Here is an 11,409-nt window from a genome sequence, read left to right on the forward strand (position 1 = left end):
TTAATTTGCAACAATATTCCATGGTAAAACGCCTTAACTTAAGATGAACTAAATAAGATTTATTGACTTATAACAGCACTATTAAGTTGAGGGTTTAATGTGAATAAAGGGAAAGCATGGCCGTGTGCTATATCGTTTTGTATACACGCTATTGTGTTGTACTTTTTGCTTTCACAATCGATTAAAGTTACGCAGCCACAAAAGGAAAATAGCGCAATAGTACAAGCCTATGTTACGGTTAATTTAGCAAGCCATCCTAAGCCAAGCCCAGTAGCTACAACAACCAATGCACCTGATATAAAACCTGTAGATACTAAATCAGATACCTCAAATGCGGCGACCTCTAACACTACACCTATAAAAGCGGGTTCTACAAAAGCCAAAGTAAAGGTGACTCAAAACACTCAAGCTAAACGTACGACGTTACCAAAGACGCAAACAGAGCTTAAAAATAACTCTGCTGAACCTCTTAAATCACAGCCAGCCGCACCTGCAAAATCGTCTTCGACTCCTTCGCCAAAATCGCCTCAAACATTTAAAAAGCTAAACTCTTATGCACCGGTGTTTGACTCACCCATAAATAATATGACTCATAAAAAAATGATCACCTTTGGTGAAGGTAAAGGCTCTACAAATGAAGAGATAAACAACGAGCCCACTATTAAAACGCCAGTGAAGTCTGATAAGTCAGAAGTAATTAGCCAAAATACAACGGGGACTAAGCGCTTAGAAAAGTTTAATGGCAAATGTTATTTAATAGACACAGCAACCGTATTTGGCAGTAACGGTTTGCCTCAAGGTAGCGGCAAACCCTGCCCTGAAGATAAAACTGATAAAGAAATTATGTTTGAAAAAATCATGAAGAAATGGAGCCGTAAAAATAATTAGCTTTAATAAGTGAACAAATAATATATTTAGCCGTATTGATAATTTAAAGCTATTAGGAACAGCCATGACCACTTTACAGCTCTCATCACTTTTTGTATTTAATGCGTTATTTTTAACGACGCATGCTAATGCCAATCAAAATTGGTATGTAGTAAACGACTCCGTAATGGGCGGTGTATCTAATAGCCAAGTGAGCCAAACTGCTACAAGTTTAATATTTAAAGGGAATGTATCGCTTGAAAACAACGGCGGTTTCGCATCAATACGTACCGAACTTGACACCCAAGGTCAAAATTCTAAAAGCATAACGCTGCGCATTAAAGGTGATGGAAAAACCTATCAACTAAGACTTAGAACATCCGACTACCTTGATGGGCCAGCCTACACGCACTCATTTAACACAACTAAAAACGAATGGATGGATATTCACTTTACTCAACGTGACTTTACGTTAACTTTTCGTGGCCGCGTGCTTGAGCAACAAGCAACTATTAATTTTAATGACATTAAACAACTAGGCTTTTTAATTGCAGACAAACAAGAGGGTGAATTTAAACTTGAGGTGAGCAAAATCGAGTTTAAAAGCTAACTTATAAGCCCTGCGCCTTTAAATTGTATAGCTATCACCTCGTCTTTTTATTTCGCTGATAACCAGCTCAATCATTTGCTGCTTTATAGCAGCTTGCTCTGATCTTAATTCCCCGAGTTGTAGCTCAAGCCTATCTATTTTATCTTGCTGTTGTGTGTTTTTATATTTTTTTACACCTAGGTGATCAGCATCTAAAGCTGAATTTGCATCACTTTTATTTAGCTCATTGGCGCTACTATTTACTAATAAACTTCGCTGAACTGGGCTTTGCTTAAGTTTATTAATTTGCTCTTGTAATGCAACAATTTGACCTGTGAAATGTTTATATACTTTTTCTAAATTTTTATACTGATTGCCAAACGTTGCGTTATCTTCACTGTATTTTTGTGCTTTAGTATCTAAAAACTTTGATAACACATAGTTTGGTTCTTCCTCACTCTCTTTCTCGTTAAGTTGTTTATCTGGCTGCTTTGGAGGCTGAGAGTTATTACTAAGTACTTTATAGGAAATGGGAGACGGTGAAATATTCATTACTTTATCCCTAAAATAGTGTGTCACTATTATAGGTATCGACCTATTAATAAAATCCTTGAGTAAATTTTATTGTTAGTTAATAGCAAAAAGCCCCACTTTATTAAAGTGAGGCCTTAGTAGTTTATTGCTAAAAACTTATGATTCTATTGCTAATAATTCTACCTCAAAAATAAGCAGTGATGCAGGGGGTATACTCCCTACTCGCTTTTCACCGTAGGCGAGTTGGTGCGGTACATAAAAAATGTATTTATCACCTGGGCTCATAAGTTGTAAGCCTTCGGTCCAACCTTTAATTACTTGGTGTAAACCAAAGCTAATTGGCGTTTTACGATCTACTGAGCTGTCAAATACAGTACCGTCGATTAATGTACCGTGGTAGTGCACGTTAACCATGCTGGTTGGGCTAGGTGTATTTTCACTTTCGCCTTTATGCAGTATTTTGTACTGTAAGCCAGAGCTGGTTTCTATTACTCCCTCAATTTGGGCATTAGCTACTAGGTAGTCAGCTTCAATTTGTGCATTTATACCTGCTTGTTGCTTTGCTTTTTTACTATTTTGAAATATTAAAAAACAAAATATAGCGATGATCACCGCTAAAATTATATTGATCATTTAGTGTTTTTCCTCATCAAGCTCTGCATCTTTGTCGTCTTCGCTATCGCCATTAACTATATCGGCAATATCTTTTAAACGCGCTAAAGCAATGCCGTTTACAGAATCCTCTGGGTATTCGCCATCAATAATATTGCCAGCTTCAATATCCATTAATAAGTTAAGTGCTTGGTCTACCGTTTCTACAGCGTAAATATTAAATTTACCGCGCTCTACTGCATCAAGTATTTCGTCATCAAGTACTAAGTTAACTTGGTTCGATTTTGGAATAATAACGCCCTGCTCGCCTGTTAAGCCGCGCATTTTACACAGCTTAAAAAAGCCTTCTATTTTTTCGTTTACACCACCAATGGCTTGCACATCACCATGTTGGTTAATAGAGCCCGTAAGCGCGATTGATTGGCTAATTGGTAAACTAGTAATGGCTGAAATAAGCGCACATAACTCAGCCAGTGATGCACTATCGCCATCTATGTAGCCATAACTTTGCTCAATGGCTATGTTGGCGCTTAGCGTTAAGCTAAAGTGCTGCGCGTATTTGTTACCTAAATAACCGGTAAGTAGCATTACCCCTTTTGAGTGAATAGCTTTACCAAGCTCGGCTTCACGCTCCACATCGATTACGCCATCGGCGCCTGCATATACGGTAGCGGTTATACGTGCTGGTGTGCCAAACGAGGTGTCGCCAATGTGCAGCACTGTTAAGCCATTTACTTTACCAATTGCTTGGCCTTGTGTGGCAATAAGCGTGTGGCCTTCTTTTATATCGCTTAGCATATTTTCGCTAATTTGGCCGGTGCGATACTGCTTGCCTTCAATAGCTTCATCAATATGATGCGCATCAACTAGCGTTTGATTATCTTGTTTCGCGTAGTAACTTGCCTCTGCTACAAGCTCAAGTACATCAGCAAAACGCGCTGATAACTTATTATGATGTTCTGCTTGGCGGTAGCTAAACTTAAGTAAACGCACCATAGCGGCTTGCGTTGTTGTGCACTTTAAAGTTTGCTCACAATACTGCGTTACTTTAGTAATAAACTGGTACTGTAGTTTATCGCTACTTGGCAAGTAATAGTCAAAGTCGGCAAGTACTCTAAATAGTTCAGCAAATTCTTCGTCGTACTCACCTATGGTGTAGTAAAGCTCACGAGAGCCTAATAAAATAATTTTTACATCAAGCGGTATTAGTTGCGGGCGAAGTGTAAAACTACTGCCAACTGAGCTGTCTTGGTACGGTAAATCGTTTTTAATTTGGTGTGTTTTAAGCGAAAGCTTTAAACCATCCCACACTTGTGGGTTAGCCATTACTTTTTCGGCGTCCATAATTAAGTAACCACCATTAGCACGATGCAAAGCACCTGGCTGAATTGAGCGGTAACTTGTTATAAGTGAGCCTTGCGAAGTTGAATACTCAATTTTACCAAATATATTGCCAAAGGTTGGGTTTGGCTCATATACCACAGGTGCTGCATCGTCTTCTTTAAACTCAACTAAAATGTTAGGTGCAAAAAAGTCGGTAAGCATGCCTTTGCGGTCAAAGTCTTCTTTGCTTTCTTCGCTTTCGTCTTCGTCGTCAAGCCACTCAAGTACCGCATCAATAATTTCTACGCGTATATCTTTTAGGTAACGCAGTACACCAATGTGGGTAGCGTATTTGTGTTCTAAATCTTTTAACAGCGGTTTTGTAGCTTGCTCTGCGGTCGACTTTTTAAGATTACGTTGTTTTTCTTTTGATTCGCGCTTCCAACGAGGTAATTCAATGAGCGCTTCTATTAACGCATCTTCTAGATTTTCTATTTTTTCAAAAAACTCTTCGCGTAAATTTTCTTCAAGTTCTGCAAATTCGTTATCACTTAATTGCTTGCCATCAACAAGTGGTGCAAAACCTACCGAGTTTTTTTCTTCAACTAATGCTACGCTTTGCTCAAATGCAGCAATTTCTACAGCAGTAATTGCGCTGTCGTAGGCATCGTTAAATTCACGGTCGATAGATTTCTTTTTGCGTTGGTATGCCGGGTTGTCAAACGCTGCCGGAAAAGTGTCAAGCACTTCATCTAAAAACGAGTCTATGTCGTCGCTTAACTGTTTGCTTTGCCCTGCTTGCATAAATAGCGCAATAGGCTCACGGTGGTCGTCGTAATTATTTACGTATAACCATTCGTTTGGCGTTGGGCGGTCTTTGGCGTGTTGTTTAAGTTTATCTTTTACAAGCGTAAAACGACCATGTGCAGCTTCGCCCATTACATAAACATTGTAACCGGGCAATTCCATTCCTAATGAAAAGTCCAGGGCACTTTGGGCACGTTGCTGGCCAATAAAGGTAAGTTGCTCTGGGTATGGATTGCTCATACACGTGCTTACGTGATTAGTAGAAATACTCGGTGCGAGCTGTGAAACAGATAGTGGCAGCAATTTTTTCGTCATTCTAACTTCTTTTTTTACCAACATATTCGCTGGCTTTTGGGCGTCTTAAGTGGCCTACAAGCCACTTAATACATATATTTAGGGTTGTAATGCCTTACGGCTAAAATAGATCCCATCACATTCAATACACGGAGTAATTTGTGTAGCGTGATAAATATCAAAACTATGGGTGCAATTCTTACATACTAATGTGCCCATGGCTATCCATTCGCCCACGTGATACACACCATTGTGCTTTAAATCTTGACTAAGGGATTGCCATTCAAGTTGGGTTTTGTCTTCTATGTGGGAAAGCTCAAACCACAACGACTCTTTAAGTTCTTGCCACGCAAGCGAATTATAGTGGGACTCGTTTTCTTGAACGTGTTCTATGTCACGCTGCAAATAACTTTTGTATAAAGCGTATCTTTCTTGGCCTAAGTCTTTAAGTGCTTGCTCAGATTCAACAAATCGAGTAACTGCGTCTTTTACTTCATGATCTTTTACATCTTTTAGCCAATTAGTTAAATCGCTAAGCCATGTTTTATAATCTGCCATTTTATACTCCATCAAAATCAAGGGCGTGTTAACCATTAATATAAATAAGTATAGGTTAACCTGAACTGAAAGTTAGATTTTAACAAAACCGTATTTATACGCTGTGATTAGGCGTTTATTTGGGGTATCCTATCGGCAATTTTTTATTAGTTTGCAAGAAGTCTGGAATCATAGATGCAAGAGCAATATAACCCGCAAGACATAGAGTCAAAAGTCCAAAGTTACTGGGAAGAAAACCAGGTATTTAAAGTCACCGAAGATGAGAGCAAAGAAAAGTATTACTGCCTTTCTATGTTCCCATACCCGAGTGGTCGACTGCATATGGGTCATGTACGTAACTACACCATTGGTGATGTTGTTTCTCGTTTCCAGCGTCTGCAAGGCAAAAACGTAATGCAACCTATGGGTTGGGATGCGTTTGGTTTACCTGCAGAAAACGCTGCTATTAAAAACAAAACAGCCCCCGCAAAGTGGACTTACGAAAATATTGATTACATGCGTAACCAACTTAAGCAACTAGGCTTTGGTTATGACTGGGATCGCGAAATTGCAACCTGTCACCCAGAGTATTACAAATGGGAGCAGTGGTTTTTCACTAAGCTTTACGAAAAAGGCCTAGTGTATAAAAAAATGTCGACTGTTAACTGGGATCCGGTTGATCAAACTGTACTTGCTAACGAGCAAGTAATTGACGGCCGTGGTTGGCGCTCTGGCGCTGTGGTTGAGCAAAAAGAAATCCCGCAGTGGTTTATTAAAATTACCGACTACGCACAAGAGCTTTTAGACGATTTAGACAAATTAGAAGACTGGCCTGAGCAAGTTAAAACCATGCAGCGCAACTGGATTGGTCGCTCTGAAGGGTTAGACATTGAGTTTACACGTACTGACAACAACGAAAAGTTTAGTGTATACACTACCCGCCCAGATACATTTATGGGTGTAACATACCTTGCCGTTGCCGGTGGCCACCCTATAGCACAAGAAGCAGCTAAAAACAGCGATGCGATTGCAATGTTTGTTGAAGAATGCAAAAACACCAAAGTAGCCGAAGCAGACATGGCAACAATGGAGAAAAAAGGCATTGCAACTGGCTTTTACGCAACTCACCCATTAACGGGCGAGCAAGTACCTATTTGGGTTGCTAACTTTGTACTTATGCATTACGGCTCTGGCGCGGTAATGGCTGTACCTGCACACGATCAGCGTGACTATGAGTTTGCGACTGCTTACGGCCTTGACATAAAACAAGTTATTGCACCGGTTGAAGGCTCTGAGCTTGAAGTAAACCTAAAAGAAGAAGCATTCACCGAAAAAGGTGTATTAGTTAATTCCGGCGAATTTGACGGCCTTGATTTTGAAGGCGCGTTTAACGCTGTTGCCGACAAACTAGAAGCGCTAGGTGTTGGTGAGCGTAAAGTAAACTTCCGTCTACGTGATTGGGGTGTTAGCCGCCAGCGTTACTGGGGTTCACCAATCCCAATGCTTAGCGATGAAGACGGTCAAGAAGTTGCTGCAACAGAAGATATGCTACCCGTTCGCTTACCTGAAGACGTAGTAATGAATGGTGTTACATCGCCAATTAAAGCAGACCCAGAATGGGCTAAAACAACAGTAAATGGTGTACCTGCTACACACGAGACTGATACCTTCGATACCTTTATGGAATCGTCTTGGTATTACGCGCGTTACTGTAGCCCACGTTACGACGAAGGCATGTTAGACCCTGCTGCCGCAAACTACTGGTTACCTGTAAACCAATACATTGGTGGTATTGAGCACGCAATTTTACACTTATTATATTCACGCTTTTTCCATAAATTATTACGTGACTTTGGTTTAGTAGATTCAGACGAGCCGTTTGATCGCCTACTTTGTCAAGGTATGGTACTTGCCGAAACGTTTTATCGTAAAGATGAAAAAGGCGGCGATATATGGATCTCGCCAAGCGATGTAAATACCGAAACCGACGAGAAAGGCCGCGTAACTAAAGCATGGCACAAAGAAGATGGTGAGCCAGTATTCTCATCAGGCATGAGTAAAATGTCTAAGTCTAAAAACAACGGGATAGACCCACAACAAGTAATTGCCCAATACGGTGCAGATACTGTGCGTTTATTCATGATGTTTACAGCACCACCAGAGCAAACTCTAGAATGGTCAGACTCAGGCGTAGAAGGCGCACACCGCTTCTTAAAACGTGTATGGAAATACGCAGTAGACGTTAAAACAGTTGGTTACCAAGCACTTGATAAATCGGCGCTTACTAACCCGCAAAAAGTACTTCGTCGTGAACTACATAAAGCCATTGCTAAAGTGAGCGATGATGTTGAGCGTCGTCAAACGTTTAACACCGCTATTGCTGCCATTATGGAGCTGTCTAATAAGTTATTAAAAGCACCATTAAACGACACGCAAGACGTTGCTATTGCTAACGAAGCGCTTGAAGCATTAATTATTATGCTTGCACCAATTACACCGCATTTATCGCATGAGCTTTGGAAAGAGCTTGGTAAAGAAGGTGAAATTTTAGATGCTGCATGGCCAAAAATTGACGAGTCTGCCCTTGTTGAAGATGAAAAGCTCATCATCGTACAAGTAAACGGTAAACTGCGCGCTAAACTAACTGTGCCAGCAGATGCAACGCAAGAGCAAGTAGAAGCACTAGCTTTTGCAGAAGCTAACGTAACTAAATTTACTGATGGCGCAACCATTCGTAAAATTATTTACGTACCAGGCAAACTTCTTAACGTGGTAGCTAACTAAATGGTTAGCTTTAACGCCATTAAAAACACATTAGCTTTAGTGCTAATGTGTTTTGTGTTATCTAGCTGTGGCTTTCATTTAAAGAAAGCCTCCAGCCTTCCTGATAACCTTAAAACGCTCACACTTAAAGGGGATGATGAAAAATCGACTTTATTTGCAGCTCTTAAAAATGAGTTAAAAGCGAGTAATGTTGAGCTAAAACCGTCAGCCAAAAATATTGCACAGCTCTACCTTCGTAAAGAAAGCATTGAACGTCAAACCCTGTCGTTGTTTCAAAATGGTCAGGTTGCTGAATACGAACTTGCTTATGGCGTAACTTATATCGTTAAACGTCCGGGTGAAAAAGCCATTGAAAAACGCTTTGAGCTTTATCGTAACTACCAAGACGACCCTGATCACGCACTTGCTAAAGCAAAAGAGCTTGAACTTCTTATTAGCGAAATTCGTGAACAAGCAAGCCGTCGTATTGTTAGAGAGCTGTCACAACTATAATGCGCTGTTACGCTAATCAGTTAACCAGTGAATTAAAAAAAGGCTTAAAACCCTTCTATTTAGTGTTTGGCGAAGAGCCCTTTCAAGAAGCGCAATGCGTACAACAAATTCGAGACGCTGCTAAAACCCAAGGCTTTGATGAAGTAATTAAGTTTACTTTAATGCAAGGGTTTGATTGGCAAGAAATTATAGCTCAATATCAAAGCATGTCTTTGTTTAGTGCACGCACTATTATTGAGCTTGATTTAAACCAACAAAAGCCAGGCGTAGTTGGCAACAACACCTTCAAAAAAGTTATTGAGCTAATAAATCCCGACACACTATTAATTATTAAAGGTGCTAAAGCCAGTCAAGAAGTACAACGCGGCGCATGGTTTAAAGCCTTAGATAAGCACGGTGTATTTGTACCTTGTTATCCGCTTGCTGGTAGTCATTTAAAACGCTGGTTAGACGATCAAGTTAATCGCCTGTCTCTTAATATGCAAAACGATGCAAAGATTAGCTTAATCAATGCCACTGAAGGCAACTTGTTAGCGTGTTTTCAGGAGCTAGAAAAGCTTTCGCTCTTACACGGTAACGCTTTAATAACCCAGCAGTTGGTAATGCAAGGCCTGCTTAATCAAGCCAAGTTTGATATTTTTGATTTAAGCGATGCTCTTTTAAATGGGCATGCTAAACAAGCGATTAAAGTACTCAATAAATTAGCCAGCGACAATACCGAAGTGGTGAGTATTTTATGGGCTATAAATAAAGAACTTAATACTTTAATAAGTGTGCAGCTTGGACTATTAAATGGCGAACCTATTGCTAACTTATTTAAGCAAAAAGCAATTTGGAAAAACCAACAAGGCCCGGTACAAAACGCCATAAACCGATTAAACATCCAAACCCTTGAACATATCAGTAGCGAGCTTGCGTTGTTTGATTCAAGCTACAAGCAAGGTAATTTAATTGCGCCATACCAAGCGCTTGCTCATATTTGCATTAAATTTTGTCAGCCGCTTGATATTCCTATGCCTTGTCACTCGCTTAGCTAATTAAGATACTTAAAATGATTGCAATTTTTGGTGGCACCTTCGATCCCGTGCATTTAGGCCACATAAATATGGCCAAGCAATGTGTAAAAGCATTTAATTTAAATACCTTGTACTTTATGCCTTGTGCTTTGCCTGCGCATAAAACCGCGCCGGGTATTAGCACCGAGCACCGTATAAATATGCTCAGTGCGGCAATTGCTCCTTATTCATTTTTTCAACTTGATTTAAGAGAGCTAAATCGAAGCGGCCCATCGTATTCGTTATTAAGCTTGCAAGAAATAAGAGCTGAGCACCCAACTACACCAATTATATTTTTAATTGGTATGGACTCGTTTAATAACCTTGATAAATGGTACGAATGGCAAGCCATAACACAGCTTTGCCATATTGTTGTTTACGAACGCCCAGAGCAAACGGTTAACCCTTCTGAGCAACTCAAAAGCTATATGCAACACGCGCAAGTAAATAAGGCGCACGCACTTGAGCAAGCCCCAGCAGGTAAACTTTATTTTTTACCTGGGGATATATTTGACGCTGCTTCAAGCGTGATTCGTGAGCAACTTAAAAAAAACAATAAAAAGAATGAACTATTACCTAACTCCGTAAGTCATTACATTGAGCAACACCAGCTCTATCAAAGTGATGATTAAAACCCCTTAGCGTGTTAAAATGCGCGCTATTAAATTTAATATTGAGACAAAACCTTGGATTCGAAACAACTTCTTGCCTTTGCACTAGATAAAATTGACGATATGAAAGCACGTGACATAGTTCATATTGACGTAAGCAAATCATCAGACATTACAGATTTTATGATTGTATGTTCTGGTACTTCTAAACGTCACGTTTTATCAATTGCTGATCATTTAGCAAAAGAAGCTCGTCATGCAGATGCAGAGCCTCTAGGTTATGAAGGCCAAAGCGATGGTGAATGGGCGCTTGTTGATTTAGGTGATGTGGTTGTGCACGTGATGCAAGACCAAGCACGTAGCTATTACGATCTAGAAAAACTGTGGGGCTAAACTCCACTATTTTTTAATTGAGCTTGGAAGTAATACGTGAAAATACAAATGATTGCTGTTGGTACAAAAATGCCAGCATGGGTAGAAACCGGATTTACAGAATACCAGCGCCGTTTTCCTAGAGATATGGCACTAGAACTGATAGAAATTCCGGCAGGCAAACGTGGTAAAAATGCGGATATAAAACGTATTTTACACATTGAGGGAGAAAAAACCTTAGCCGCGATACCTAAAGGCAATCGGATCGTTACACTGGAAGTGACAGGTAAACCACTTGATACCCACCAGCTTGCAAAAAGCATGGAAAAATGGCAACTCGATGGCCGCGATGTAAGTTTACTTATTGGCGGACCAGAAGGGCTTGCTCCGGAGTGTATTGCTGCTTCTGAGCAAAAGTGGTCGTTATCTAATTTAACATTACCGCACCCTTTGGTGCGCATTATTGTTGCAGAAAGCCTCTATCGTGGCTGGAGCTTAAATAACAACCATCCTTATCATCGTGAGTAATACT

The 11,409-nt window shown here is 40.1% G+C and carries 12 protein-coding genes; 8 read left to right on the forward strand and 4 right to left on the reverse strand.

Annotation, left to right across the window (positions count from 1 at the left end):
- Positions 1–99: 99 nt before the first annotated feature.
- Complete coding sequence (locus tag V6260_RS10510) at positions 100–888, forward strand: hypothetical protein (protein ID WP_341594026.1); 789 nt, start codon at positions 100–102, stop codon at positions 886–888.
- 64 nt (positions 889–952) lie between these two features.
- Positions 953–1,477 carry a CIA30 family protein gene (locus V6260_RS10515; protein WP_211014893.1) on the forward strand — a complete coding sequence of 175 codons (525 nt, stop codon included), beginning with the start codon at positions 953–955 and terminating at the stop codon, positions 1,475–1,477.
- An 18-nt stretch (positions 1,478–1,495) separates the two neighbouring features.
- Here V6260_RS10515 and V6260_RS10520 read toward each other — a convergent pair whose 3' ends face one another.
- From V6260_RS10520 to V6260_RS10535, 4 genes are all read right to left on the reverse strand, one after another.
- Entirely contained in the window at positions 1,496–2,008 is a 513-nt protein-coding gene (locus tag V6260_RS10520; RefSeq protein ID WP_341594027.1) for a hypothetical protein, read from the reverse strand.
- A gap of 138 nt (positions 2,009–2,146) precedes the next feature.
- The gene (locus V6260_RS10525; RefSeq protein WP_341594028.1) at positions 2,147–2,623 is read right to left on the reverse strand and encodes an FKBP-type peptidyl-prolyl cis-trans isomerase; all 477 of its coding nucleotides are present in this window, start codon (positions 2,621–2,623) and stop codon (positions 2,147–2,149) included.
- Positions 2,624–5,047, reverse strand: coding sequence for an ATP-binding protein (locus V6260_RS10530; RefSeq protein WP_341594029.1), 2,424 nt, complete (start codon positions 5,045–5,047; stop codon positions 2,624–2,626).
- A 78-nt stretch (positions 5,048–5,125) separates the two neighbouring features.
- A complete protein-coding gene (locus V6260_RS10535) occupies positions 5,126–5,584 on the reverse strand; it encodes a zinc ribbon-containing protein (protein WP_058547530.1) in 459 nt (152 codons plus the stop codon).
- Positions 5,585–5,758: 174 nt separating this feature from the next.
- Here V6260_RS10535 and leuS point away from each other — a divergent pair, with 174 nt between their 5' ends.
- The 6 genes from leuS to rlmH are packed head-to-tail and all read left to right on the forward strand — an operon-like array spanning position 5,759 to position 11,405.
- Positions 5,759–8,347 (forward strand): leucine--tRNA ligase, encoded by a 2,589-nt coding sequence (gene leuS / locus V6260_RS10540; protein ID WP_341594030.1) that lies wholly within the window; start codon positions 5,759–5,761, stop codon positions 8,345–8,347.
- The gene (gene lptE, locus V6260_RS10545) at positions 8,348–8,839 is read left to right on the forward strand and encodes an LPS assembly lipoprotein LptE (protein ID WP_138683534.1); all 492 of its coding nucleotides are present in this window, start codon (positions 8,348–8,350) and stop codon (positions 8,837–8,839) included. It begins immediately after the preceding gene.
- Positions 8,839–9,876 carry a DNA polymerase III subunit delta gene (gene holA / locus V6260_RS10550; protein ID WP_341594031.1) on the forward strand — a complete coding sequence of 346 codons (1,038 nt, stop codon included), beginning with the start codon at positions 8,839–8,841 and terminating at the stop codon, positions 9,874–9,876. Before lptE ends, holA begins: the two co-directional genes overlap by 1 nt.
- Positions 9,877–9,890: 14 nt before the next feature.
- Positions 9,891–10,526: a nicotinate-nucleotide adenylyltransferase gene (nadD, locus tag V6260_RS10555; RefSeq protein ID WP_341594032.1), complete on the forward strand. Its 636-nt coding sequence runs from the start codon at positions 9,891–9,893 to the stop codon at positions 10,524–10,526.
- 54 nt (positions 10,527–10,580) lie between these two features.
- A complete protein-coding gene (gene rsfS / locus V6260_RS10560) occupies positions 10,581–10,898 on the forward strand; it encodes a ribosome silencing factor (RefSeq protein WP_058547434.1) in 318 nt (105 codons plus the stop codon).
- Between the two features lie 36 nt (positions 10,899–10,934).
- Positions 10,935–11,405 (forward strand): 23S rRNA (pseudouridine(1915)-N(3))-methyltransferase RlmH, encoded by a 471-nt coding sequence (gene rlmH / locus V6260_RS10565; RefSeq protein WP_058547433.1) that lies wholly within the window; start codon positions 10,935–10,937, stop codon positions 11,403–11,405.
- Positions 11,406–11,409: the final 4 nt, after the last annotated feature.

Source organism: Pseudoalteromonas aliena, assembly GCF_038155085.1.
Taxonomy (GTDB): Bacteria; Pseudomonadota; Gammaproteobacteria; order Enterobacterales; family Alteromonadaceae; genus Pseudoalteromonas; species Pseudoalteromonas aliena_A.

Bases quoted from the DNA above. Each gene is read 5' to 3' on its own strand.
- V6260_RS10515 (WP_211014893.1), top strand. From the start codon at position 953: ATGACCACTTTACAGCTCTCATCACTTTTTGTATTTAATGCGTTATTT.
- V6260_RS10520 (WP_341594027.1), bottom strand. From the start codon at position 2,008: ATGAATATTTCACCGTCTCCCATTTCCTATAAAGTACTTAGTAATAAC.
- V6260_RS10525 (WP_341594028.1), bottom strand. From the start codon at position 2,623: ATGATCAATATAATTTTAGCGGTGATCATCGCTATATTTTGTTTTTTA.
- V6260_RS10530 (WP_341594029.1), bottom strand. From the start codon at position 5,047: ATGACGAAAAAATTGCTGCCACTATCTGTTTCACAGCTCGCACCGAGT.
- V6260_RS10535 (WP_058547530.1), bottom strand. From the start codon at position 5,584: ATGGCAGATTATAAAACATGGCTTAGCGATTTAACTAATTGGCTAAAA.
- leuS (WP_341594030.1), top strand. From the start codon at position 5,759: ATGCAAGAGCAATATAACCCGCAAGACATAGAGTCAAAAGTCCAAAGT.
- lptE (WP_138683534.1), top strand. From the start codon at position 8,348: ATGGTTAGCTTTAACGCCATTAAAAACACATTAGCTTTAGTGCTAATG.
- holA (WP_341594031.1), top strand. From the start codon at position 8,839: ATGCGCTGTTACGCTAATCAGTTAACCAGTGAATTAAAAAAAGGCTTA.
- nadD (WP_341594032.1), top strand. From the start codon at position 9,891: ATGATTGCAATTTTTGGTGGCACCTTCGATCCCGTGCATTTAGGCCAC.